This window comes from Eisenbergiella massiliensis (assembly GCF_003435485.1).
Genome location: NZ_QVLV01000005.1, coordinates 237,132 through 261,577, shown reverse-complemented (window position 1 = coordinate 261,577; position 24,446 = coordinate 237,132). Strand labels below are relative to the sequence as shown.

The following is a 24,446-nucleotide window of genomic DNA, read 5'->3' as shown; positions in this document are numbered from 1 at the left end:
CCCGCGGAGTCAGTATGGGAGGAGACATTCCGGCCAACCATCTGCTTACATATTTGGAAAAGAGCATAAAAAGTGCGGACAGCATTGATATCATCGTATCCTTTCTGATGGAATCAGGCGTCCGGCTTTTACTTCCTGCGCTTAAAAACGCGCTGGACAGAGGCGCGGCAATACGCCTTCTTACCGGAAATTATCTGGGCATCACACAGCCCAGTGCCCTTACCCTGCTCAAGTACGAGCTGGAGGACAGAGTCTGTGTCCACCTCTATCAGGAAAAGAACCGTTCCTTTCACCCAAAAGCTTACATATTTCACTATGCTGATAACAGTGAGATCTATGTAGGATCGTCTAACATTTCCCGCAGCGCGCTTACAAAAGGAATTGAATGGAATTACCGGTTTTCAGAAAAAGATGATGAACAAAGCTATCACCTTTTCTTTGAGGAGTTTGAAGACCTTTTTTATAATCATTCGGTTGAGGTGACGGATAAAGTACTGAAGGATTATGCGAAAAACTGGAAGCGTCCGGCCCTTCAAAAGGATATGGAACGCTATCAGGAAAAGCTGCCGGCGGGGGATGGCCGGCTTGCCCCTGTTTTTCCGCGGGGCGCACAGATAGACGCACTTTATGCATTGAAAAAGAGCCGTGAGGAAGGTGACAGAAAAGCGCTGATTCATGCTGCTACCGGAATTGGCAAGACCTATCTTGCTGCGTTTGATTCCATTGAATATAAAAAAGTATTATTTGTTGCGCACAGAGAAGAAATCCTGAAGCAGGCTGCGGAAAGCTTCAAAAGGGTTCGTCCGCAGGATGAACAGGGATTTTTCAACGGAAATCTGAAGCAGACGGATAAGCCCGTTATCTTTGCATCGGTCGGCTGTCTGGGAAAAGATGAATATTTGTGTGAAAAATATTTCCCGCAGGATTATTTTGATTATATTGTGATTGACGAATTCCATCATGCGGTAAATGATGGCTATAGGAAGATAATCAGATATTTTCAGTACCGTTTTCTTTTAGGGCTGACCGCGACTCCCAACAGGATGGATGGCCGGAATATTTATGAAATATGTGATTATAATGTCCCTTTTGAAATCACGTTGAAGGATGCAATTAATAAGGGAATGCTGGTGCCGTTTCATTATTATGGTATCTATGATGGCGTGGATTACTCCGGTCTGCCTGTAGTCAGGGGAAAATATTTGCAGAAGGATCTGGATATCAAGCTGATTGTTAAAGAAAGATGCGATCTGATTTATAAAAATTACAGAAAATATGGTTCTCAGCGCGCACTGGGTTTTTGCTGTTCCAGGGCACATGCGGAGAGGATGGCTGAGGAGTTCTGCGCCCGGAATGTGCCGGCATGTGCAGTGTACAGCGATGCGGATGGGAATTTTTCGGAAGACAGGACAGCTGCAATTGAAAAGCTGGAAAAAGGGGAGCTTAAAGTAATTTTTTCAGTGGATATGTTTAATGAGGGTGTGGATATTCCTTCTCTGGATATGGTGATGTTCCTGCGCCCCACGGAATCGCCGGTGGTTTTTCTTCAGCAGCTGGGCAGGGGACTGCGGAAGGAGGCAGGCAAGGAGTATCTGACGGTCCTTGATTTCATGGGAAATTATGAAAAAGCCGGGAATGCGCCGTTTCTTCTCAGCGGGGAGCCTTATTCCAGAGAGGCGGCGGAGAGGAAGGAGCAGAAGGATTTTGGTTTTCCTCTGGATTGTGTTGTGGACTTTGATATGCGGCTGATCGATTTGTTTAAAGAAATGGCAGCCAGGAAGGAAACAAAGAAAGAGCGTATCCGCGGGGAATATTTTCGGATTAAGGAATTCCTTGGAGGAAAGGTTCCTGCGAGGATGGATCTTTTTACTTATATGGAGGAGGAAATATATCAGCTTTGCTTAAAGAATTCGAAGGAAAATCCCTTTAACCATTATCTTGATTTCCTGAAGGAACTGAAGGAATTAACTGATGACGAACGGAGGCTTTCACAGGGGCCGGGATGGGAATTCCTTCATATCGTGGAGACAACCTCCATGTCCAAATCCTATAAAATGCCTATACTTCTCGCTTTTTATAATGATGGAGAGATAAAAATGGGGATTACGGAGGAGGACGTTTATCAGAGCTGTAAGGCTTTCTATGAAAAGGATCAGAACTGGCGTGATATGGAGAAGGATAAGAACACAAGGGATTTCAGAAGCTGGGATAAAAAAAGATATGTCAGCGAGGCCCGGAAGAATCCGGTTCATTTTCTGAAGGAGTCGGGAAGCGGTTTCTTTGTGGAGAGAGAGGGATTTGTGCTGGCTTTGAGGGATGACCTGAAGGACGTGGTGACGGAACCGGCTTTTGTGCAGCATATGAAGGATATTATAGATTACAGGACAATGAATTATTACAAGCAGAGGTATGAGAAGGGTGAACAGGGGTGAAAAAGAAAAATAATCAGCCGCTATATGATTTTGTATTTTACATTTCTGGTTGAGAGATATTTTCCCGAAGGTATTGTTAATAATCTGATTTGCATTGCGTTGCTTATCTGGTTTTTGTATTATTTATTAAAGGCCTTTTCGAAAGATTCAAAAAGATTACTTTTATATGAAGACTATATTGAAATTATTGAAGGAATCCTGGAAAGCCGTAAGATATCAGAAAGTAACCAGATATTAGTAATTCATTAAGCAATACCCAAAACCCTCATACAACAAATAACAAAGGAGCCCCCTCAAATGAAAAAACAACTAAACCGCTACAAATTCGAAAAAATCTCCAACATGATGACCAAGGAGTTTGGAAAGATCGCCAAAGGTGAAGAAAATGCCTACGCAATGCTCTTTGCCCCCATGGAAGGAAACTTGTTAAAACTTCATCGGGAAAACCCGGACAGAAACGGAAGAAGGGCAATAGAGGCAATCCATGTATGCCTTCTGCTCGTAGACGGATACCTGACAGATACGGAATATGATTTAAATGGATACCGCACCCCTGAAAACGAAGCCTTTGTCAATGGGCTGTTAATGAGCTTTGATCCCTTTACAAACGATGAGGTCAGGGAAGCCGCCGCAGGGTATTGGGATCTCACATCACCTTCAGATTTAAGGTCATATTTCAGGGAACCTGTCCTTTGCCTGCTGAGAATTGAGAAATCTATTGCACTATGGACGGAGGAAGGGGGCGCAAACGGCTATTTCGCCTATCTGGAACAGACAATCGGAGCAGTTACCCCCAGGGACCTGAAAATGAACTTTTCCGTTCAGGTAAAACAGCAGCCATAAACCAAATATTCTTCGCACCAGATCTTCTCTGCTGAAAGCATGGTGAAAATATGGAAAAATACAAAGAAAAGCTGCGCAGCGACGCACAACAGCTGGCAGAATACGCCGATACCTCAGAATATCTTACCCGGGCCTTCTTCCATATCTTCGGGAAAAAACTTCTGGAGGAAGGCTACGTGGACTGCAGTTATATCTTGGGCGCTTTGGGAAAAGGCACCTATTATTCCCGCCTGAAGGCGCAGGATTCCGCTCTTTATACCCTGTATGCAGGCAGCTGCATTACCTCCGAAAACCTGGAAATCATGATAAATTATATGTCTTCCATCATCGGGACACAGGACAGGGAACTGACGCCTCTCGAAGAGGAAGCGCTGGTTTTCTGGATTTTTCTTCCCTATCTTGGGGTGTCAAAGCGGGAAAAACGTCTTGAGTATCTGAAAGCAGTTCTCAACCGTTTCATTCGGGAATGGGATGGAAAATACATCGATACCACCCCTCCTTCAGAAGAAAAACCTCTTTCAGAAGCAAAAGCAGCTGCGGAACCCTCCGTACAAAATCCGCTTCCCGAAAGGAACCTTCTGGAAAAGAACGGCGTCATATACGATGCCAATTCCTGTGAACTGGAGCTGATAGAAAACGTAAGCAGCTACGTAAAAGACATCTCCGACATGAGGCAGTCAAATACGAATCACATCCTCTATTTCCGAGGCCATTCCAGGCTATCCTACGAATTGCTCCCGGGAATCAAACGCAGCCGGAACTGGATGGTAAATGAAAACCGTATGTATCAGGAGCTTATCCTCCGCTGCACCCAGGATTTTGCGCAGTGCCAATCCCATCTGGACTATCTGGTGGAAATGCAGCATTACGGCCTTCCCACCAGGCTTCTGGACATTACGGAAAATCCGCTGGTTGCCCTGTACTTTGCCTGCTGTAGCAGCAGGGACAGTGTGGGGGAGGTGATCGTTTTGCAGACGGAAACAGCATCCACCAAATATGCCAGGAGCGACACAGCGGCCATTTTGGCTGCGATTCCGGTATTTGATTATGCTTTTCAGACAAAGCTGTATGAGTTATGCGTAAACGGCATACCGGAGGAGCGGGACAGGGAATATCTCCAGTATGCGGCAAAACTGGCCGGAGATGTAAAATCAAAGAATCCGGGCTTTGAGCCACGCATCAGAAAAAAAGACTTGCTCAGCCACGTATTTATCATGCCTTTGAGAAGTAATCCGAGAATTATGAAGCAGGATGGCTCCTTTATTCTGTGTGGCCTGGGGGACGGCAGAGGGGAAGGAAACAGCCTTCGCACCCTGCGTTATCGGAATAAGTCGGGAAAGAAGCTTATTTTTATTGTGAAAAATAAGGAGAATATTCTCAGTGAGCTGGATTTGTTCTCTATTAATAAAGCGGCGCTGTTTCCTGAAATTGACGATGTTGCGGAATACATCAAGGAGAAGTATACCAAGTAGAAAAACAACAGGTAGAAATACACAAAGGGAAAATACATCAGGCAAAAATAAAGCAGTGTCTGACTTTTTATAACAGTATAAGTATCTCATATTTTGGGGCATCGGCTTCTGCGTTAACGGTTTATGAACCGCGGAAACCGGAACAGGAAGGGGGACATAAGATGAAAGTGAAGCTTCTCACAGATCTGACAAGCTATAATCCCAAATTTACCAGGGATGCGGTGGGTGAATCAAATATGCATGAATACCAGCGCGAAGGCCAGCCGTGGAGAACATATGTGAACGTGAGAATAGAAGGAGACATGCTTCCGGTGGGCGTGGACGGCGTGGAATGTCTGGATAACGATTACATCCGGATGAAAGCGCTTCAGAAAAAAATTGAAGAAAAAGAGTTGCTCCGGCAGCTGAAGGAAGCGGAAAAGGTCATTCATGCCGTCGGTCCGGCCGGCGGAAACAAGGGAATATACCTGAAAACGCCCTGGGACAGTTCCCTGGAAAAACTGGCATCGGATAATCAGGAATGCTGCAGCATTCTGTCTTTCTGTGAGAAAAAGAAAATCAAGGTAACAGAAGTACTGCATTCAGAGTTATATAAATTATAGCCCGCATTCCTGTTCGGAACATGTTTCAATAAAAATAAGTAATAAAAAAGGCTGCAAACAGTGGGAGGCTGCAAAAAAAATGGGGAAAGAAGCAATAAAAATGGAACTTGAAAAACGTGCGCTGCCGGAGGTCTTAAGACTTGCGGATGGCACGGCGGTGAACACACCGGAGCTTTGGGGAAAGCGCCGGGAAGAAATCCGCGAAATCCTTCAGGAGGAATGCTACGGGAGGATGCCGCGTACGGGCTGGGAAACCGAGTGGGAGACGGTACAGGAGGATAAAAATGCGTTTGGAGGAAAAGCCGTACTACGGACAGTGGAGGTGCGGATCCATACCAATAGCCGCTATACTTCCTATCCGTTTCAGCTTGTACTACCGAAAAATGTGCAGAAACCGCCGGTATTTTTATATCTGACCTTCCTGCCTTTATCCTCGGACGAACTGATGGAGGAGATTACCGACAGCGGCTATGCGGTAGCCAGGGTTTCTTATCAGGATATCGCCCCGGATCAGGGAGACGGCTATACGAATGGTCCCGGCGCCCTGTTCCCCGGCAATGCATTTGACGGCTGGGGAAAGCTTGCGGTATGGGCATGGAGCGCCAGCCGCATTATGGATTACCTGGTGGATTTAGAGGAAATTGACGGTAAGCGTATTGCTGTAGCAGGCCATTCCAGGCTTGGAAAAGCCGCGCTGCTGTGCGGCGCCATGGATGACCGTTTTTCCATGGTGATTTCCAATGATTCCGGTGCGGGCGGCATTTCTCTTTTCCGGGGAAAGGAAGGGGAGAATGTGGCGGATCTGTGCAGGAATTTCCCCTATTGGTTCTGCGGCAATCTGAAGAAATATGCCGGTGGGGAGACAAAGCTTCCTTTTGACCAGCATTTCCTGGCGGCGCTGGTTGTGCCCAGAAAGCTTTATGCGGCAAGCGCCGTGGATGATCAGTGGGCGGATCCACGCTCTGAGTTCCTGTCCTGCGCGGCGGTGACGCCTGTGTATGAACTGCTTGGGGAGAAGGGGCTTGTATGCGATAGCCTGCCGGAAAAAGGAGATGCATTTCATGAGGGCAGTGTGGGCTATCATTTAAGACCAGGCACCCACTACCTTGGACGGGAGGACTGGAAGCTGTTTATGGAGTACCGCAGAAGGCATGGTGTATAACACAGGTAACCGGCTGGCTTTGGAAAAGGCCGTAAAATGCATTCGTATCAGATGAAGCAACTTTATTAATTTCAGTAAAAAACAAAATCAAAGAAATCAAACAAAATCAGCTTTTTTTGCAAACATACTGCATAAAAAAGCTGATTTTGTTTCTTTATAATTGTGCAAAAACAACATATACTGATAACAGCAGTAAACCAAACCAGACAAAGGACCGGCCGGACTTGTCAGGAAAATACAAAACAGGAAAGGGAGTTACATTATGCGAAGGAAATTATTATCCTGCTTACTTACAATAGCCTGTGTCAGTTCCATGCTTGCAGGCTGCGGCTCATCCGGGAATACATCAGGAGCAGCGGATACAGCTCCTGCAGAAAGCAAAACAGAGGCTGTAGAAGGCACAGGAACGCAGGCGGCGGAGGAATCAGCCCCGGCCGATACATCGTCTGTTAACGCAACCGGAACCGTATATGATTTAGGGGGGCTCAAGCTTCCCATCTGTGATCCGGGTTCCGTCACTCTTACTTATATGGGAAACGATACATGGTGTGCGGGTGTCAGCTATAATGACGGAACAGCGGTTCAGAAGGAAATAGAAAACCGTACCGGCGTTCATATTGAATGGGATACGTACAGCAGTGATGTGGAAACCGTTCTTCAGACCAGGCTGGCATCCCTGGAGGGGCTGCCTGACATGGTGGAAATTCCACCCTTTGATTCCAATGTAGGCGTGGATACCTATTCCAGCAACGGTGTATTAATTCCTTTAAATGATTTGATTAAGGAATATGCACCCAATATCCAGGCTTTATTTAATAAATATCCGGCCCTGGAGGCCATGTGTACCTCTTCCGACGGTAATATCTACGCTTTGGCAGGCTGGTGGGGAGACATTAATGATTATGTTCCCGATTATCTTTATATCAGACAGGACTGGCTGGATAATCTGGGACTTGAGATGCCTGAAACGGTAGATGAACTATATGATGTGCTGGTTGCATTTAAAGAGCAGGATGCCAACGGCAATGGGAATCCCGATGATGAAATCCCGATGGCAACCAAGAACGGGATCAAACAGCTTTATTATCTGATGACCGGTTTTGGCTATGACACTAACTCTTTATGGTATACGGATGATAACGGTGAAGTGCATTATGCTGCTGTCGAGGATCAGTATAAGGACATGCTGGCTTTTCTGAATAAATGTTATTCTGAGGGCCTGATTTCAGATGATTTGGATGGCACGCTGCTGACACAGAATATTACGGAGGATAAAGTGGGGATTGTATGCCACGACCCTGCTGATAATATGGCGTCCTCTGATGATCTGGCGCTGACAAGCAATCCGGAGTGTGATTATGAATTCATGCCGGTGCTTCAGGCAAATGAAAATGGTACGGCGCGGATGACAAAGCGAGGCCTGACCTGGCATTATTATGGCATTACATCTGCCTGTGAAAATCCGGAAACAGCGATTCAGTGGATCGATTATGTGTATGCAAGCGAAGACGGTCTGATGCTTTATAATTATGGTATTGAAGGTATGTCCTATGAGTATGATGCGGACGGAAATATTCAGTTTACCGACCTTATAACCAACAATGAAACCTATACCTCTGCATTCTCCGCTCTGAGAAGCATAGGCGCATGGCCGACCTACTTTATTAATGACTCCGGTGAGGCATTTATGAAGATATTCGAAGGGACCAAGGTGGAAACCGCATGCAAGGATGCCTATGGCAATATGGAGGATCCGTTCCCGGAGATGCTGGGTACAGCGGAGGAGTCTGAGGTTTATACCAGTGTATGGCCTGATCTGTCCACCTATCTGGATGAAATGTTTACCGCATTTGTAATAGGGACGGAATCACTGGATAACTTCGATAAATATGTGGAAACCGCCTATAGCATGGGAATGCAGGATATCATTGATATAAAGGGCGCACAGTACGCAAGATATCAGGAAATTGTAGGGAAATAGCTGTCATGTGCCGCCTTAGGGGGGGCAAAAACAGTAAATGCATAAGGGTGCGTGACGCGCCTTCGGAGAGGACAACAGATGAAAGCGTTGCAGACATTGCAAAAAAATATCAGACGGGATTGGATGCTGCTGTTAATCATTCTTCCGGGAGTGCTTTATTTCGCCATCTTTTGCTATGGTCCCATGTATGGAATCCTGATGGCATTCAAGGATTACAATATATCCAGGGGCGTTTGGGGAAGCCCCTGGGCGGGACTGAAGCATTTTAAGGAGCTGGTGAATTCAGTCTACTTTGGCCGGCTGGTAAAAAATACATTTATACTAAGTATTGAACAACTGCTGTGGTCGTTTCCCATACCCATAGCCTTTGCACTGCTTTTGAATGAGCTGAAGCACAGCGGCATAAGGCGCGTGGCGCAGACGGCTGCGTATCTCCCCCATTTTGTTTCCGTAGTTGTCGTGGTGGGAATCCTGAAGGACCTGCTGGCATCGGACGGCGGCGTGCTGACGCAGCTGCTCGCCGGTTTCGGGGTACAGCCTAAAAATTATTTCAACATTCCGGAAGCGTTCCGGACATTGTATGTGGGCTCCGGCGTCTGGCAGGAATTTGGCTGGAATTCCATCATCTATGTGGCGGCAATTTCAGGGATTGATCAGGAAATGTATGAATCTGCGGCGCTGGACGGAGCCGGAAGGTGGAAAAAACTTGTTTACATAACACTCCCTTCTATTGCGCCTACCATAATTCTGCTGCTGATATTGAATATGGGAAACATGCTGAATATCGGCTATGAGAAGGTTATCCTCATGTATAACTCGGCTACCTATTCCACTGCGGATATCTTTTCCACCTATGTTTACCGGAAGGGGCTTCTGAATGCACAATACAGCTTTGCTTCTGCGGTTGGACTGGCTAATTCGCTGATTAACGTAATTATTTTGCTGGGGGCCAATTTCCTTGCGAAAAAAGCGACGGATACAAGTATATTCTGACAGAAAGGGCAGGGGCTGTAACAGGACAAATTTATACAGTCCCTGGGACGGAAGGCTATGAACAGAAAAGAAAGATTTGTACCTTCGGATATTCCGATATCGATAGCAACAATTCTCATCATTATCATCACCTTATACCCGGTTATCTATGTAGTGAGCATGTCCTTCAGTGAACCTGCGCATGTGCTGGCAAGGGATGTATATCTGCTTCCCAAAGGCTTTTCATGGAAGGCTTACCGTATGATTCTGGATAATGCCACCGTGCTGCGATCTTTTGCAAATACCCTGTGGTATACGGTGGTGGGAGCGGCCACAAGCGTAACAATGACCGCAACGACAGCATTTGTATTATCACGGCGGAGATTTTTTCTGCGCAGGCAGCTGTCTCTTTTGATGACACTGACCATGTTTATAAGCGGCGGCCTCGTACCCTTGTACATTCTGGTGCAGAAAATGCATCTGTATAATACCAGATGGGCAATCGTCCTTCCCTACATTATCAGTGCTTACAACCTGATAATTACCAGATCTTTTTTTGAGTCCCTGCCGGAAGAGATGGCGGAGGCTGTAAAAATTGACGGAGGTTCGGAATGGACAGTCATGACAAAAATCTTTTTTCCGCTGTCTAAACCAATTATATCCGTACTGATCCTGTTTTACGGCGTGGGATACTGGAACAGCTATTTTGCACCATTGATTTTTTTGTCTAATGAGAAGCTTCAGCCGATTCAGCTTTATCTGCGCAGCATACTGATTACAAGCGAGGTACAGGCCTCCGGAATGGGGCTGGATGCGATATTGATGAATGAACAGATGAAATATGCGGTCATTGTCATTGCCTGTTTCCCGATTATGGTACTTTACCCGTTTATACAAAAGTATTTTGAAAAAGGAGTTCTGATTGGGGCTGTAAAATAACGGCCCCTAAAGCTGCGGCAGAAAAAGGAGGAAGAACTGATGCATATCAAAGCGCCGGAAGGAATGAACAGTGCAGAGCGTATTGCTTTTTATGATTGCGAGGAAAATATAAAATATTACCAGTACGGAACGTCGGCAGGCTGGAAAAAATATGAACATAATCCTGTTTTTGGTGGAATATATGAAACCTGCTTCGATGTCTCGCTTTTATTGGAAAAGGAAGGTACCTTGCAGCAGGTATTTAAAATGTGGTTTTCCTGGCGTCCGAAAAAGGCTATCGGCTATACGGAAAGTAGTGACGGTATTCACTGGAAGGAACCGCAGGTAGTATTGGCGCCGGTTCCCGGTTCTGAGTGGGAAGCGGATGAAATCAACCGTCCCACGGTCATCAAACATAATGGAAAATATATGATGTGGTATTCAGGGCAGATGAAGCCCTATCTGGAGGACGGGCGGTCCGTATTGGGTTTGGCGGTAAGCGATGATGGGATAAACTGGGAGCGAAGAGAATTACCTGTGATGGAGCCGGATCAGGCATGGGAGCTTCAGGCTGTCATGTGCCCCCACGTTATATTCGATGAAGAGGAAGCTTGCTTTAAAATGTGGTATGCTGCAGGCTGCAACCATGAGCCGGATGCCATCGGCTATGCTTCAAGCCATGACGGTATACATTGGGTGAAGTTTGCAGGAAATCCGGTATTGGAAAAGAACCCTGATTGTCTGTGGGAGCAGCATAAGGTAGTGGCGCCCTGTGTCGTCAAGGAAAAAGGTTGGTATTACATGTTTTATGTGGGACATTTGCACGAAGAGCGGGCCCAGGTAGGGCTGGCCAGATCGGCGAATGGCATCAGCGGCTGGGAACGGCACCCGCAGAATCCGTTAATTTGCCCGACACAGGGGGAATGGGACAGTGTTGCGGTTTATAAGCCTTTTGTTCTGAAGGTGGGGAATAAATGGATGATGTGGTATAATGGAGCGGCATATGAGGAACCAATATGGGTGTTGGAGCAAATTGGCCTGGCCGAACTTGACGGACCGGAGCTTTTTGGCTAAACTCCATGAGATATGCGGCTTAAAGCAGATGACAGCAGGCGGGGGAAGTGCGCGGCAAAACGCAGGAATGGGAGTAAATATGATAAGAGGCAGAAAATATCAGGCAAAGCATAAAATGTTTGTTTCTTATATTTGCATACCGATTGTTATTCTTACGGTTATATCCTGCCTGTTTTCCTTTGTTTATTATCGGATTTCAAGGGAACGGGTGCTGGCCTTTGAAAATGCGATTGCCGAAAATGTGGACAGCGAACTGAAAAATATTATGGATAACCTGCTTAGATCATCGGCGCAGTATTCCATGACGCCCTGGGTGACCAGGCTGAAATATATGCAGAAAACACCGTGGCTGATGGAACGCAATATCACGGCCTCGGATATTTCCGACTATGCGAGCAATCTTTCCCTGACGGAAATTAACGACAGCATGGTGGAGTCCATTTATATTTATTACAGCCTGGGCGGCTTCGGAATCAGCAGCATCGGCAGGGTGGGCTGGAAGGAATACGTAAATATTTACCAGATCGAATGCAGGGATACGGCGCTGCTGTCGGGTTCCAGGCTGGCGCAGAATAATCAGAAAACAATCAGTCACAATGCCAGCCTGATGAAAAACGGGAAACGAGTGTCTGGTTTTTTCATGCTTCAGACCATTCCCCTGGAAAATTCCTATTCCGGGGAGGTGAATATCCTGTTCTTCGTTCCCTATGAAAAAATATGTGCATATATTGAAAATTTCATGGATGACGGAACGGAGAGCTTTTATCTGACGGACGGAAGCCGGGTAGTTTATGCAAAGGATAAGGAGAACAGCCATTTCCGGATCGGCGATTCCGTAGAAGGCTTAAAATACGGCGGGAAAGAATATCGGTACTGCGGAGAACTGAGCGCTTATACGGCAGAATATACAAAATATGGTATGGATATCGGTATTGTGCAGATTCTTGACAACGGCTTTCTGGAGAGAGACTTTTCACTTTTTGCAGAATGGCTGATTATGGGATATCTGGTTCTGCTTATACTGATTTTTCTCGTGTCCTCAAGAATGACCAAGTACAGCTATCAGCCGCTGGAACACATAATGAATATGCTGGTGGAGGAGGATCATGAGGGCAGCAGCATCAATGAGTATCAAATCATTGAAAAAGCGCTGGAGGAGCTGGACTCCCAGAAAAAGCGACTGGAAGTAACGGTATTCGAACAGAACCCTCTGATTGAGCAGTATATTCTCCATACATTGCTTTGCTCCAATAAACCACAGGCCAATGAAGTAAAGTATGTGAATACCATGCGGCAATATTCGCTCTATCGCTGTCTGGCGCTCAAGCGAAGTCCGGAATCCGGACAATATATTAAAGAAATTGATACATGTCTGGCAATTTATCCCCAGATTCATGCCGCATTTGTTGAAGAGGGAAATTATCATATCTGGGTTCTGAGCTACGCTGAAGAAAGTCTGATGGAGGAAATTACGGAATTCCTTGCCCAGACCTTTGAGGATTCCGGCTATAAGGATGCGGCTCTGGGCGTGAGCCGGGTACATGAGAACATTCTTCATATTTTATCTGCCTTTAATCAGGCGGTGAGGGCTTTAGAATATCATTTCTTTTATCCCGATAAAAAAGTGATACGTTTGGAAGAGGATCGGATTGAAGAGCGTGATCAGAACTGCGCGGCCTTTGAAGTACCTGCCCTGCAGCAGGAAAAGATATCAGAAGCTGTAGAGACTTTGCATGCGCAGCAGCTGTTTGATGCATACCAGGGGATACTTCTATATAATTTTGAGACACGGTTTCTTCATAAGGAGGCTTATTTTGCGGGAATTCATAAGCTGAATGACATGATTCTTGGACTGTTCGGAGAGAAAAAGCAGGGCAATCTTATTGAACAGATAGAACTGCTGGAACCGGAAAGCTTTGCAAGCCTGGAAAGCTACCTGCAGACCTTCCGATTGAAAACCTTCCGTCTGATGGAACAGTGTGTGGCCAAGGAAAATCCGGTATATTATGCCAGAAATCAGATGATCCGCCAATATGTGGAAGAACATCTGACGGATGCCAATCTTTCTTTGAATGAAACCGCACGGGTTATGCATTATACTTCCACCTATTTTGGAAAGTATTTTAAAGAGCAGTTCGGATGTACCTTCCAGAAATATGTGGCTACCAAACGGATAGAATGTGCAATCCGCTATCTGCGGCAGAAAAATATGAACGTGCAGGAAATTGCTTTGAAATGCGGGTTTACCAATGATGTGACATTCCGGCGTACATTTAAGATGTATGTGGGGGTAACCCCCTCCCAGTTTGAAAAAGAACAGGGTGATGATGAGGTGAAATGACTGGTTTGGTATCGGCTGTGATGATGATATACAGAAGTTTCTCCGGTATCGAAATAAAGCCCCATCCCGGATATGAAAAAACCAGACAAATCCTGAATTACTTTCTTTCGGTCAGTGCGGTAAATGCGCTGACCTGCTGAATGGTTACATAGTAACAACACAAAAGGGAAAGACCTCCCGCATCCCGCGGCCGTCCTTTCCCTTTCTCAACGTCAATCATTACAACGGCTCAGCCATCAATCCTGCTTTCCCAGATAAACCGATCCCCCAAACCCAAGTATCAGAAGGAAAATAGGCCTGAGGAAGAAAAGCCCGACGGTGAAGCCCACGCCGTGGCCGAAGGCTTTTGAAAGCTTGTACAGCTGGACAATCATCAGCACCGTGGCCGCCAGGGAAACGAGAGAACCCAGCAGGGAGGGCAGAACCTCGCCAAGAGCGGTGCAGAGGATGTAAATCCAGAAGATTTTCGTATCCCAGGTGAACTTATAACAGGTATAAGTATTATAGATGGGAATGATTGACTTCCAGCCCGGCTCGTTTGCCTTTTCGTACATTTTCCAGCCTGCGGCGAGGATGAGAATGTACCATACCACGGACAGAACCACGCCGGTAAGGCCTGTTGTTTCATATAAATACTGAAATTGCATGGATAAAACCCCCTGTTCCGGACGGCATGGATACCGTCCTTTTTTATAGTATATTCTATCACGTATCTATTGGATTTGTAATACAATTTGTTCATATAATTTCACACTTAATTCCATGCAGTGCTTGAGTTTTTAACTCCGATAAAGTATTATTAGAATAGTATCAAAAAAACAGGAACGGCTGACGGAAATTTTGGATTCTCCGCAGTCCGGTTTGCAGACGGCTTTGACAGTCCAAGGCGGAAAGGAAATAAAATGGACGATGTGGATAACAGTTATCTTTTATTCGTTTCGGATGGTCTCTTTTTTTTGCTGCCGGTCTGCTGTCTGGACCGGGTGATGGATGCAGAAAAGCCGGAAGAGGAGGCGGAGGCGGCGGAATGTAACATACTGGCAGGGGCTTTGGGCGGAAACGGCAAGCGCAGGTACCGCATCCTGCTGCATAAGGAAGCGTCGGAAGAGAAGCTGTTGCTGCCGGCTGATGACATAATAGATCTCAGGGAAATCAATGATGAACAGATTTTAGAATTAACGGAACCGGTTCTGAATGAGAGGAACCGGTATTTAATTGCCGTTGCAGTAACCGAAACGCAAGGGGGAAGAAGGATTCCCGCATACGTCCTGGATCCGGCCTGCCTGTCAGGAGAAGAATAGAAGAATCGGTGAAAAGGAACTAAACATATATAAGCCAATAGGAATGAATAAAGGAACGGCGGGGGAACTATGGAATACATAACGGCACAGGCCGGTAAAAAGATGCTCTGTATAGAGAAGGAGCGGGTCGAAGCTATCCTGATGAAGCCGGAAATATGGCGTGTCCCGGATGCTTCGGAGGAAATTCTGGGAATTGCGGTATATAACGGAAAACTGGTGGTCTATTATCGCTTTGACTGTAAACAGGAGGCGCTCTGCGGTATTCTTGTCAGGGACGACGGCGGAGGGGTCTATGGAATTGCCGCGGCGGCGGTTGGGGAAGAAGGTCTTTCCCGGGAGGAGCTGGAGCCCGTAATGGCGGGAACCGTAAACGGGGTATGGGAGAAGAAGAGTGATTAGGCTGAGGGAAGAGGAATTCTCTGATATTGTGAATTACATGCGTGAGGCATACGGTATCAACCTGGATAAAAAGAAGGTTCTGATAGAATGCCGTATGACAAAGCTTTTGGAAAAAAGGGGACTAAATTCCTTTGGGAAATACCTGGATATGCTCCATCAGGACAGGACAGGAGATATGGCCGCGGAAATGGTCAACTGCCTGACGACAAATTATACTTATTTTTATAGGGAGCCGGATCATTTCAGGCTGCTGCAGGAACGGATCCTGCCGAAGCTTATGGAACGCAGGCAGTATGGCGGACTGGATATCTGGAGCGCTGGCTGCTCCACCGGAGAAGAATGCTATACCCTGGCCATGGTGCTGGAGGAATGCCGCCGGCCAAATAAATACATGGGAAATATACGGCTTCTGGCGACGGATATTTCAGGGGATGCCCTGGATAAAGCGCAGAAGGGCCAATATCCGGCCAAGGAACTGGAAAAGCTTCCACTGGAATGGCAGAAAAAATACTGTGCGCAGGTTGATGACAGAACCTTTCAGGTAAACGAAGAACTGAGATACAGAATACGCTTTGAAAAAAGGAATCTGCTGGAACCGCGCCCGTCAACAGAGAGGTTTGATTTGATTCTCTGCCGGAATGTGATGATATATTTTGACAGGGATGCAAGAATGCGGCTGGTCAGGATGCTGGAGGATGCGCTGAATCCCGGAGGCTATCTCATGATAGGACATGCCGAGCTGCTTACTGCGGGGGAAACGGTGCTGGAATCCGTTTATCCTGCAGTATACAGGAAGGAACAGCCGGCGGATAAATAAAGGAGTTTATATGGGGAAAAAAATTTTGGTAGTGGATGACGCTCTTTTTATGAGAAGGGTAATCAGGAAGAACCTGGAGGGAAGCGGATACCAGGATATTGAAGAAGCCTGCAGCGGTGAGAAAGCTCTGGAGCTGTTCAGCCGTGAAAAGCCTGATCTTGTGCTCCTGGATATTACCATGCCGGGGATGTCCGGGCTGGAGGTGCTGGAGGAAATCCGAAAGAAGGATCCGGCGGCTAAGGTAATAATGTGCTCTGCGATGGGGCAGGAGCAGATGATCACAAATGCACTGATGCTCGGTGCATCGGATTTTATTGTAAAGCCCTTTAAAGCGGATGAATTTATGAAAGTGGTGGAATATACATTATCGTCCTGATTACGGCATGATAAGGGAAAAAACTGACGGAAGGCACAGCGGCCGGTAAAGCCGCGGTAAGAGGAAGGCTATAATGAAGAGACGCTTTGAAAATATGAAAATAGGCCGCAAGCTGATTTATGCATTTGCGATTATTATATTCCTGTATATTATTACTGTGATTATTTCCATCGGCAATATAGAAAGCATGTCAAAAAGAACAAAGCAGATGTACAATGAGTCGTTTGCAAATGTACAGAGTTCCCTTGCCATGATTGCCGGCCTGCAGTCTGTGGGAAAGAATATTACACTGGTGCTCACAACGGATGGCGTGGTAGATGAGCAGGAGTATCTGAAAAATATTGAGACGGGAATTGCACAATCGAGCCAGGAGCTGGATCAGCTTTCTACCGGTTATGTAAGCGATGAGGATAAGGTTGCGGAACTGAGCCGTGAATATGCCGCCCTGACTGCCGTCAGAACGAACATGCTGGAAAAGCTGAAGGCGGGACTGAAAGATCAGGCTTTGGACATTTATGTGAATCAGTATTCGGTACAGTTTAATAAGGTAAAGACCCTGCTGGAACAGGTTGTGGATCTTTGCGTCGCGGATGCGGCAGAACAGCTGGCCGAGGGGCAGAGCATGAATTTTAAAGTGGTGGTGCTGATTATTTCCCTGGCAGTGGTTATTATCCTTTTTACCATTGTTTTGTGTGTTGCAATTACCAGAAGCATTGTCCATCCTGTGGATGAGGTAAAACGGGCCGCCAACGCGATCGCAAACGGGCAGTTGAAAACGGAGCTTACATATACGTCGGAAAATGAGCTGGGACAGCTGGCTGATGATATCAGAAGTACGGCAGAGGCCTTGAACCAGTATGTATCCGAGGTGGAAAAAGGGCTGACGGCCCTGGGTGAGGGAAAGCTCAATTACAAACCGGAAGTGGTTTTTAAAGGAGATTTTATCGCGCTGGGGAATGCGATGGAGAAGATAACCGGGCTTCTGCGGGACTCCCTGCAGCAGATTGGGAGCAGTGCCGAGCTTGTATCCGGCGGAGCGGAGCAGGTATCCAACGGAGCGCAGGCGCTGGCCCGGGGAGCGGCCGAACAGGCCAGCTCGGTGGAGGAGCTGGCGGTAAGCATCAATGAAATCGCGGACAGCGTCAGGGATAATGCGGATAATGCGGTGCAGTCCAGCCGGCTGGCCGATAACGTGGGGAAGAGCCTGACGGAGAGTGATGAGCAGATGCAGGGCCTGATGGAGGCCGTTGAGCATGTGAAGAAGAATTCCAGAGAGATCAACAAAATCGTAAAGGAAATAGAGGATATCGCTTTCCAGACCAATATTCTGGCGCTGAATGCATCCGTAGAGGCGGCCAGGGCAGGAGAGGCGGGAAAAGGATTTTCCGTGGTGGCGGGTGAAATCCGCAGGCTGGCATCCCAGACGACGGCGGCCTCCAAGCTGACGGCGGAGCTGATAGAGAAGAATGCGAAGGCGGTGGACACAGGGATGACCGCGGCAGCTTCAACAGCTGAAACGATGAAGGAATCCGTGGATGGCGCACGGCAGGTTAACAGTATGGTGGATAAGATTTCAGGGGTCTGTGTACAGCAGGCTGATGCAATTGCCCAGGTACGCAAGAGCATTGAGCTGATTTCCGAGATTGTCCAGGGAAATTCAGCCACGTCGGAGGAAAGCGCTGCGGCAAGTGAAGAGCTTTCCGCACAGGCGCTGGTTTTGAAGGAGATGGTGGAGCAGTTTGAGCTGTAGATACAGTGAATAACCGGAGAAAAGGAAGGTAGGGGCATGCGTCAGTTTGCGGATCTGGATGAGATATCCAGGGATATATTGAAGGAGATAGGGAATATCGGGACAGGGAATGCAGTTACTGCTCTTTCGCAGATGCTGATGCACCCGGTGGATATCGCCGTGCCTGATCTGAAAATTTTAAAGTATCAGGAAGTCTGCTCTCTGCTGGACAGCGCCGATGAGCTGCAGACAGGAATAATGGTAGGAGTGGGCGGGGAAATGGAAGGCATGTTCCTCTTCCTTCTCAGTGAAACCTTTACCATGATGGTCCTTAACAAAATATTGGGAGAAGAGGAGCGTGAGTTCCTCAATCCCGGAGAAATGGAACGTTCGCTAATCTGTGAGCTGGGAAATATTATGTGCGGCTCCTATATCAATGCGCTTGCGTCGGTTATGGATTTGAAGCTGGAAGTATCCGTGCCGGATGTGTGCATTGATATGGGCGGGGCCATTTTAAGTGTTCCCCTGTCCCGGTTCCTCAGGGTAAGTGACGATATACTGATGATAGATAATCTGTTTCATTTAGGCGGCGAATCTTTTCTGGGACGGATTCTGTTTATTCCGGAGCCTGATTCCCTGGATATGATGCTCCGCAGTCTCAGGGAGTGATGCCATGGAAAAAATTGTCGTGGGAATTGCGGAAGGCAAGACTGCTGTAGAGCAGCAGGTCCTGATATCCTATGCCCTGGGTTCCTGCGTGGGCGTGTGCCTGTATGATAAAAGCCGGAAAATTGCGGGCATGGTCCATGTTATTCTGCCGGAAAAGGCGGTAGCCGTAAACAGGGAAAACCCGTATAAATTCGGGGACGAAGGAGTGCGGAGGCTGATTCAGGAAATGGAGCGGCTGGGCGCGGAGAAAAAGCGGTTAACTGCGAAAATTGCCGGCGGGGCCAAAATGTTTGAGACAGGAAGGCCGGAATGGGAAATCGGGGCGCAGAATGTGGCATCAGTGAAAAAGACGCTGGCTGAAGAGGGTATCAGGCTGATTGCAGAGGATACCGGAAAGAATTACGGCAGGACGGTAAGCTTTTATGCCGGGGACGGCAGACTGGAAGTACGGACGGTAAGACACGAGACGGTAGTATTGTAAATGACATATGGAGGATGAGTGATGGAAACTCAAAAGAAACAGATAGTGCTGATTGTGGACGACAGTCTTCTTATCTGTGAACAAATCAAGGCGGCATTGAAGGATACGCCCATTTTTATCTGCGAAGCCCATAATGGGCAGGAAGCGGTTGATATGGTGGAAAATTACCAGCCGGATTTGATATTGCTAGATGTAGTGCTGCCGGATGCGGATGGCTACAGTCTGTTTGACAAGCTGAAGAAGGCGGATAAAAATGACGCGGTTATTATATTCCTTACCTCCAAGGATAAGGATGAGGATGTGGTGAAGGGCTTTTCCATGGGAGCCTGTGATTATATTAAGAAGCCGTTTGTAAGAGGGGAGCTGCAGTCCAGGGTAAATGCCCACCTGATGATTAAATATCAGAAGGATGAGCTGAACCGCCAGAACCAGGAGCTGCGCACCAATATGGAAAAACTGAACTATATGGCATTCCGTGACGGCCTTACCGGGCTGTATAACCGCCGTTACGTGGTGGGAGACCTGGCGGACGATATCCGCGGACATGAAAAGCAGGAGAAAAAGAATGTCCTGATCCTTGCCGATATAGATGATTTCAAGAAAATAAACGATACCTATGGCCATGATGCCGGGGATCTGGCTCTGGTATGTATTGCGAACATTCTGGAGGGAAACTGCCGCCAGCATAAGGTGGTCCGCTGGGGCGGGGAAGAATTCCTGATCATTCTGTTTGACGTAACGGAGGAGGAAGCTTTCCAAATCAGTGAGAAAATCCGCACTGAGGTTGAGATGTTTCCCATTTTCCATGAAAATGTGGAATTCAGCTGCACTCTTACTTTAGGGATGCATATATACCAGGAGTCGGAAGGAATAGAAGAAAGCATAAACTGTGCGGATAAGGCGCTTTACCGGGGCAAGCGTTCCGGCAAGAACTGCAGCATTTGGTATGAAAAGGAATAATAGGCGGGAAATGGTATGGGATATTTTGATGCGGATGCCGAGGATATGCTGGAGGTGTACCTGCTTGAAACCAGGCAGCTGACCGGGCAGTTAAGTGCGGTTTTATTAGATACGGAAAAAAAGAATGCATTTTCCGGGGAGGATATTCACAGTATTTTCCGGATTATGCATACAATTAAAAGCTCTTCCGCTATGATGGGTCTGCAGGAATTATCCTCCATGGCCCATAAGCTGGAGGATCTTTTTGCATATTACAGGGAAAATTTCGGCAAAATTGAAAAACCGGAGCCGGAGCTTTTTGACCTGCTGTTTGCAGCCTCCGATTATATAGAAACTGAGCTGGGGGACATGGAAAATGAAGACTACAGGCCCCGCAGTACGGCTGTGATAGAGGAACGGACAGAGGCGTATCTGAGAAAAATAAACAATCCGGAAGGGGAGGCGGCCGCTGCTGGCGGGAATCAGGAAGAGAACCCGGAAGAGAATCCGCAGGCAGGCAAAGCGCAGGAGGCCGCAGGGGATATCAGAAAGGAAATTCCCGTAATACCGGATACTATGGCCGGAAAAGGCGGCACCATTGTGCGTATTCTGTTTGAAAACGGCTGCCGGATGGAAAATATCAGAGCCTTTATGCTGGTGCGCCAGATAAGCGGCATGTGCTCTGTGGTGGAGACATGGCCCGGCGAACTGGAAAAATCCGGGGAAAGCTGTGGCTATATCAGTGAAAACGGTGTTTTTATCCGTTTTGAAACAGAGCGCAAGGCGGAAGTGCTGGAAAGCCTGAGAAGGGGACTTTTTGTGGCGGACTGCATGATTCTTGCAGAAGAAGGGCCGAAGCCTGCGGCAAACGAAGCCGCTGGGGGTATGGACGGCTCCGGGAAAGAAAGTGCTCCTTTAGGGGAAAACGGAAAACTCACAAAGAACGGGCTGAATGGGAAAAACGGACAGGCGGAAGGCAGGGAGACCGAATTTTTCAATGTGCGTTCTGACAGGCTGGACAGGCTGCAGTCTATTTCCGGGGAGCTGATGCTTCATATGCTCATGCTGGAAAATGAGCTGGAGAGCCTGGGGCTGGAGGAAATCAAGGAAGGCAGCGCCCACCAGATCAGCCGGCTGATCAGTGAAATGGAACGGAACGTGATGGAAATGCGTCTGGTTTCCATCAACAAGATAGTGCCAAAGCTGCGCCGTATATTGCGGGATATCTGCAGGGATCAGAACAAGGAAGCGGATCTCATTCTGGAATGCGGGGATCTGGAAGCGGATAAAAGCGTGGTGGAATATGTATCCGAGGCTTTATTGCACATTATCAGGAACGCGGTGGATCATGGGATTGAGACGCCGGAGGAAAGAGAGGCCGCAGGAAAGAGCAGAAAAGGGAAAATTATTTTTTCCGCAGAAAGCACGGCAGGAGAGCTGCGGCTGTCGCTGAGCGATGACGGGACTGGCCTTGATGAAGTGAAAATAAGGGAGAGAGCCAGGGAAAGAGGGCTTTTTACCAGGCCGGAGGAGGAATATGATCTGCAGGAAATCCAGGAACTGATTTTAAGTCCCGGATTTACCACCAATGAGCAGGTGACGGAATATTCCGGAAGAGGCGTGGGTCTGGACGTGGTCAAAAATGTGCTGGAGGATGTGGGAGGCAACCTGTATATCCACAGTGAGAAGGGGAAAGGCACCACCTTTACCATTGTGGTGCCTCTGTCCCTGGCCACTATGGAATGCATCCGCTTCAGGGTGGGGGACTGCCGATTTTCCGTTCCGGCCAGGCACGTATACCGTTTCCTGGATCTGGAGAAAAACAGGGACAACGTGGAGAATATTAATGGGAAAGATTATATTCTGTATGAGGACAGGATGGTGCCGCTCATCAATTTGAACCGCTTTTACCATCTGCAGGCGGAGGAGCCGGAGCATCCCATTGTTGTCTACGTTAAAGGGAATGAAAAGGAAGGCTGTATCATGGTAGACTATATGTATGAGCAGAAACGGATCGTGGTGAAACAGCTGCCGCCTCTGTTTGGTCTGGGCTTCCGCAAACGGACGGGAATCAGCGGCTGCAGCATCATGGGAAACGGCTCGGTCTGTGCGGCGATTGATACAGAGATCCTGATAGGCCTGTATGAAAAGGAGGATGCATATGGAAGCTTACAGCAGCAGAGAACTGCTCTGCATTCCGGGGAAAAATAAAAGCTATGCGATTGAGACGGCGTATGTCACCGAACTGTGCTGTCAGATACAGCTGTCCCGCATCCCCTGTATGCCGGAGTATTACGCCGGCGTATGCAGCTACAAGGGGAATATTATTCCGGTGATAAAGCTGCACAGTGAGGAGGATCCCGGGGAAGACAGCCTGCTGCTGGCGGTGTCCTGCGGCAAATACCAGCTGGGCATCCTTTTTACGGGAGATCCTTATATCCTGCCTGCCGGAACCGCTGAAACGGTGGAAAGCCCCGCGGATATGGGCGATTCAGGTATCTGGGCGGGAAAGGAAATCTGCAGGCATGAAAAGGAAATCCTTTTTGTAATAGATATGGAGAAAACAGTGGAGGGCCTGATAATCTGCCAGTAAGGAAAAGCAGGAAAGTTTGAAAATATTTCCAGATAATGTGTAATACTATTAAAAGAGCGCGGCAGACAGGAAACGTCCTTTCTGCAAACAAACAAGTTAGGAGGAATAATATGCTTGAAGTGATGGAAGAAAAAGCAATGATACAATTTCTGGAAAAGTTTACAGACTACCCTTTCCTGGTGCGGTTCCAGGGGCATGAATACAATATTGGTGAGGGAGAGCCGTCCTTCACCGTTATTTTCAGGAATCCCATCCCTGTTTCCCGGCTGATGACGAGTACGTCGCTGGCGCTGGGGGAGGCCTATATGGATGGCGAGCTTGAGATAGAAGGAGATCTTTACCAGGCGCTGGATCATTTCCTTGGTCAGATGGGGAAATTCTCAGCGGATCAGCATGCGCTGAAGAAGCTTATCCATACATCTACCTCCAAGAAGAATCAGGAGAAGGAGGTCACCAGCCATTACGATCTGGGAAATGATTTCTACAAGCTGTGGCTGGATGAAACACTGAGCTATTCCTGCGCTTATTTCCGCAGTGAGAACGACACCCTGTACCAGGCGCAGGTAAATAAGGTGGATTACATTCTGCAGAAGCTGTACCTGAAGGAAGGCATGACGCTTCTGGATATCGGCTGCGGCTGGGGGTTCCTGTTGATTGAGGCCGCAAAAAAATACCATATTAAGGGCACCGGAATTACCTTAAGCAAGGAGCAGCACAGGGAGTTCCGGGAGCGGATAGAAAAGGAAGGGTTACAGGATTATCTGACAGCTGAGCTGATGGATTACCGGGATCTGCCCGCCATGGGGCAGAAATTCGACCGTGTGGTCAGCGTAGGTATGGTGGAGCACGTGGGGCGTGAGAATTACCATCTGTTTATAGACTGCGTGGAAAAGGCGCTGAAGGACGGAGGCCTGTTCCTGCTTCATTTTATCAGCGCCCTGAAGGAGCATCCCGGAGATCCCTGGATAAAGAAGTATATTTTCCCGGGCGGTGTGGTTCCCAGCCTGCGGGAAATGATTTCCTGCATGGCGGATGATAATTTCCATGTCCTGGATGTGGAGAACCTGCGCCCTCATTATAACCGGACACTGCTTTGCTGGGAGCATAACTTCAGGGAGCACATGGAAGAGGCGGAGCAGATGTTTGATGAAAAATTCCTGCGTATGTGGGAGCTTTATCTGTCCTCCTGCGCGGCAACCTTCCATAATGGAATCATTGATATCCATCAGGTGCTGGCCTCTAAGGGTGTAAACAACGAGCTCCCTGCCGTTCGGTGGTATTGAGCGCAGGAAAAGCGGATCAGCCCCGTTTGCGACCTCTTGTCCCTTCCCACCGGAGCAGCCGC

23 protein-coding genes are annotated in these 24,446 nt (G+C 47.6%); 22 read left to right on the top strand and 1 reads right to left on the bottom strand.

Translation table 11 applies throughout. From position 1 onward, the window contains the following. Nucleotides 1-14: 14 nt before the first annotated feature. From DXC51_RS09775 to DXC51_RS29490, 11 genes are all read left to right on the top strand, one after another. Entirely contained in the window at nt 15-2,432 is a 2,418-nt protein-coding gene (locus tag DXC51_RS09775) for a DEAD/DEAH box helicase family protein (protein ID WP_330413821.1), read from the top strand. A 297-nt stretch (nt 2,433-2,729) separates the two neighbouring features. Continuing rightward, the gene (locus DXC51_RS09765; RefSeq protein WP_117544398.1) at nt 2,730-3,275 is read left to right on the top strand and encodes a hypothetical protein; all 546 of its coding nucleotides are present in this window, start codon (nt 2,730-2,732) and stop codon (nt 3,273-3,275) included. A gap of 50 nt (nt 3,276-3,325) precedes the next feature. After that, the gene (locus DXC51_RS09760; protein ID WP_117544397.1) at nt 3,326-4,747 is read left to right on the top strand and encodes an FRG domain-containing protein; all 1,422 of its coding nucleotides are present in this window, start codon (nt 3,326-3,328) and stop codon (nt 4,745-4,747) included. Nucleotides 4,748-4,908: 161 nt separating this feature from the next. After that, on the top strand, nt 4,909-5,349 hold the full coding sequence (locus tag DXC51_RS09755) for a hypothetical protein (protein ID WP_102286741.1): 441 nt from the start codon (nt 4,909-4,911) through the stop codon (nt 5,347-5,349). 79 nt (nt 5,350-5,428) lie between these two features. Continuing rightward, nucleotides 5,429-6,511, top strand: a complete 1,083-nt coding sequence (locus DXC51_RS09750) for an alpha/beta hydrolase family protein (RefSeq protein ID WP_117544396.1) — start codon at nt 5,429-5,431, stop codon at nt 6,509-6,511. Between the two features lie 262 nt (nt 6,512-6,773). Then, complete coding sequence (locus DXC51_RS09745; protein WP_117544395.1) at nt 6,774-8,492, top strand: extracellular solute-binding protein; 1,719 nt, start codon at nt 6,774-6,776, stop codon at nt 8,490-8,492. Nucleotides 8,493-8,570: 78 nt separating this feature from the next. After that, on the top strand, nt 8,571-9,485 hold the full coding sequence (locus DXC51_RS09740; protein ID WP_117544394.1) for an ABC transporter permease: 915 nt from the start codon (nt 8,571-8,573) through the stop codon (nt 9,483-9,485). Nucleotides 9,486-9,542: 57 nt separating this feature from the next. Then, on the top strand, nt 9,543-10,403 hold the full coding sequence (locus tag DXC51_RS09735) for a carbohydrate ABC transporter permease (protein ID WP_117544393.1): 861 nt from the start codon (nt 9,543-9,545) through the stop codon (nt 10,401-10,403). 39 nt (nt 10,404-10,442) lie between these two features. Next, nucleotides 10,443-11,456, top strand: coding sequence for a family 43 glycosylhydrolase (locus tag DXC51_RS09730; protein WP_117544392.1), 1,014 nt, complete (start codon nt 10,443-10,445; stop codon nt 11,454-11,456). A gap of 79 nt (nt 11,457-11,535) precedes the next feature. Further along, a complete protein-coding gene (locus DXC51_RS09725; protein WP_117544437.1) occupies nt 11,536-13,797 on the top strand; it encodes a helix-turn-helix domain-containing protein in 2,262 nt (753 codons plus the stop codon). After that, entirely contained in the window at nt 13,794-13,937 is a 144-nt protein-coding gene (locus tag DXC51_RS29490) for a hypothetical protein (protein WP_181970073.1), read from the top strand. Before DXC51_RS09725 ends, DXC51_RS29490 begins: the two co-directional genes overlap by 4 nt. A 96-nt stretch (nt 13,938-14,033) precedes the next feature. Here the strand turns inward: DXC51_RS29490 and DXC51_RS09720 are convergent, their stop codons facing one another. Then, nucleotides 14,034-14,444, bottom strand: coding sequence for a DUF5684 domain-containing protein (locus tag DXC51_RS09720; RefSeq protein WP_021634163.1), 411 nt, complete (start codon nt 14,442-14,444; stop codon nt 14,034-14,036). Between the two features lie 255 nt (nt 14,445-14,699). Between DXC51_RS09720 and DXC51_RS09715 the strand changes: the two genes are divergently transcribed. The 11 genes from DXC51_RS09715 (at nt 14,700) to DXC51_RS09665 (ending at nt 24,384) form a co-directional block, all read left to right on the top strand. After that, complete coding sequence (locus tag DXC51_RS09715; protein WP_117544391.1) at nt 14,700-15,098, top strand: hypothetical protein; 399 nt, start codon at nt 14,700-14,702, stop codon at nt 15,096-15,098. A gap of 69 nt (nt 15,099-15,167) precedes the next feature. Beyond that, a complete protein-coding gene (locus DXC51_RS09710) occupies nt 15,168-15,497 on the top strand; it encodes a CheW domain-containing protein (RefSeq protein WP_117544390.1) in 330 nt (109 codons plus the stop codon). Beyond that, entirely contained in the window at nt 15,490-16,314 is an 825-nt protein-coding gene (locus tag DXC51_RS09705; protein ID WP_021634166.1) for a CheR family methyltransferase, read from the top strand. Before DXC51_RS09710 ends, DXC51_RS09705 begins: the two co-directional genes overlap by 8 nt. 10 nt (nt 16,315-16,324) lie before the next feature. Then, complete coding sequence (locus tag DXC51_RS09700; protein ID WP_117544389.1) at nt 16,325-16,690, top strand: response regulator; 366 nt, start codon at nt 16,325-16,327, stop codon at nt 16,688-16,690. Nucleotides 16,691-16,763: 73 nt separating this feature from the next. Continuing rightward, nucleotides 16,764-18,440 (top strand): methyl-accepting chemotaxis protein, encoded by a 1,677-nt coding sequence (locus DXC51_RS09695; protein ID WP_117544388.1) that lies wholly within the window; start codon nt 16,764-16,766, stop codon nt 18,438-18,440. A gap of 36 nt (nt 18,441-18,476) precedes the next feature. Further along, nucleotides 18,477-19,088: a chemotaxis protein CheC gene (locus DXC51_RS09690; protein WP_021634169.1), complete on the top strand. Its 612-nt coding sequence runs from the start codon at nt 18,477-18,479 to the stop codon at nt 19,086-19,088. 4 nt (nt 19,089-19,092) lie between these two features. Next, nucleotides 19,093-19,569 (top strand): chemotaxis protein CheD, encoded by a 477-nt coding sequence (locus DXC51_RS09685; protein ID WP_117544387.1) that lies wholly within the window; start codon nt 19,093-19,095, stop codon nt 19,567-19,569. A 21-nt stretch (nt 19,570-19,590) separates the two neighbouring features. Then, complete coding sequence (locus DXC51_RS09680; RefSeq protein ID WP_021634171.1) at nt 19,591-20,529, top strand: GGDEF domain-containing response regulator; 939 nt, start codon at nt 19,591-19,593, stop codon at nt 20,527-20,529. A gap of 15 nt (nt 20,530-20,544) precedes the next feature. Then, nucleotides 20,545-22,719 carry a chemotaxis protein CheA gene (locus tag DXC51_RS09675; protein ID WP_117544386.1) on the top strand — a complete coding sequence of 725 codons (2,175 nt, stop codon included), beginning with the start codon at nt 20,545-20,547 and terminating at the stop codon, nt 22,717-22,719. Further along, the gene (locus DXC51_RS09670) at nt 22,670-23,101 is read left to right on the top strand and encodes a chemotaxis protein CheW (RefSeq protein ID WP_025487748.1); all 432 of its coding nucleotides are present in this window, start codon (nt 22,670-22,672) and stop codon (nt 23,099-23,101) included. Before DXC51_RS09675 ends, DXC51_RS09670 begins: the two co-directional genes overlap by 50 nt. A gap of 110 nt (nt 23,102-23,211) precedes the next feature. Beyond that, complete coding sequence (locus DXC51_RS09665) at nt 23,212-24,384, top strand: class I SAM-dependent methyltransferase (protein ID WP_117544385.1); 1,173 nt, start codon at nt 23,212-23,214, stop codon at nt 24,382-24,384. The last annotated feature ends 62 nt before the right edge of the window (nt 24,385-24,446 follow it).

Bases quoted from the DNA above. Each gene is read 5' to 3' on its own strand.
- DXC51_RS09720 (WP_021634163.1), bottom strand. From the start codon at position 14,444: ATGCAATTTCAGTATTTATATGAAACAACAGGCCTTACCGGCGTGGTT.
- DXC51_RS09685 (WP_117544387.1), top strand. From the start codon at position 19,093: ATGGAAAAAATTGTCGTGGGAATTGCGGAAGGCAAGACTGCTGTAGAG.
- DXC51_RS09740 (WP_117544394.1), top strand. From the start codon at position 8,571: ATGAAAGCGTTGCAGACATTGCAAAAAAATATCAGACGGGATTGGATG.
- DXC51_RS09750 (WP_117544396.1), top strand. From the start codon at position 5,429: ATGGGGAAAGAAGCAATAAAAATGGAACTTGAAAAACGTGCGCTGCCG.
- DXC51_RS09670 (WP_025487748.1), top strand. From the start codon at position 22,670: ATGGAAGCTTACAGCAGCAGAGAACTGCTCTGCATTCCGGGGAAAAAT.
- DXC51_RS09760 (WP_117544397.1), top strand. From the start codon at position 3,326: ATGGAAAAATACAAAGAAAAGCTGCGCAGCGACGCACAACAGCTGGCA.
- DXC51_RS09765 (WP_117544398.1), top strand. From the start codon at position 2,730: ATGAAAAAACAACTAAACCGCTACAAATTCGAAAAAATCTCCAACATG.
- DXC51_RS09710 (WP_117544390.1), top strand. From the start codon at position 15,168: ATGGAATACATAACGGCACAGGCCGGTAAAAAGATGCTCTGTATAGAG.
- DXC51_RS09700 (WP_117544389.1), top strand. From the start codon at position 16,325: ATGGGGAAAAAAATTTTGGTAGTGGATGACGCTCTTTTTATGAGAAGG.
- DXC51_RS09675 (WP_117544386.1), top strand. From the start codon at position 20,545: ATGGGATATTTTGATGCGGATGCCGAGGATATGCTGGAGGTGTACCTG.
- DXC51_RS09775 (WP_330413821.1), top strand. From the start codon at position 15: ATGGGAGGAGACATTCCGGCCAACCATCTGCTTACATATTTGGAAAAG.
- DXC51_RS09735 (WP_117544393.1), top strand. From the start codon at position 9,543: ATGAACAGAAAAGAAAGATTTGTACCTTCGGATATTCCGATATCGATA.
- DXC51_RS09715 (WP_117544391.1), top strand. From the start codon at position 14,700: ATGGACGATGTGGATAACAGTTATCTTTTATTCGTTTCGGATGGTCTC.
- DXC51_RS09690 (WP_021634169.1), top strand. From the start codon at position 18,477: ATGCGTCAGTTTGCGGATCTGGATGAGATATCCAGGGATATATTGAAG.
- DXC51_RS09745 (WP_117544395.1), top strand. From the start codon at position 6,774: ATGCGAAGGAAATTATTATCCTGCTTACTTACAATAGCCTGTGTCAGT.
- DXC51_RS09725 (WP_117544437.1), top strand. From the start codon at position 11,536: ATGATAAGAGGCAGAAAATATCAGGCAAAGCATAAAATGTTTGTTTCT.
- DXC51_RS09665 (WP_117544385.1), top strand. From the start codon at position 23,212: ATGCTTGAAGTGATGGAAGAAAAAGCAATGATACAATTTCTGGAAAAG.
- DXC51_RS09695 (WP_117544388.1), top strand. From the start codon at position 16,764: ATGAAGAGACGCTTTGAAAATATGAAAATAGGCCGCAAGCTGATTTAT.
- DXC51_RS29490 (WP_181970073.1), top strand. From the start codon at position 13,794: ATGACTGGTTTGGTATCGGCTGTGATGATGATATACAGAAGTTTCTCC.
- DXC51_RS09730 (WP_117544392.1), top strand. From the start codon at position 10,443: ATGCATATCAAAGCGCCGGAAGGAATGAACAGTGCAGAGCGTATTGCT.
- DXC51_RS09755 (WP_102286741.1), top strand. From the start codon at position 4,909: ATGAAAGTGAAGCTTCTCACAGATCTGACAAGCTATAATCCCAAATTT.
- DXC51_RS09680 (WP_021634171.1), top strand. From the start codon at position 19,591: ATGGAAACTCAAAAGAAACAGATAGTGCTGATTGTGGACGACAGTCTT.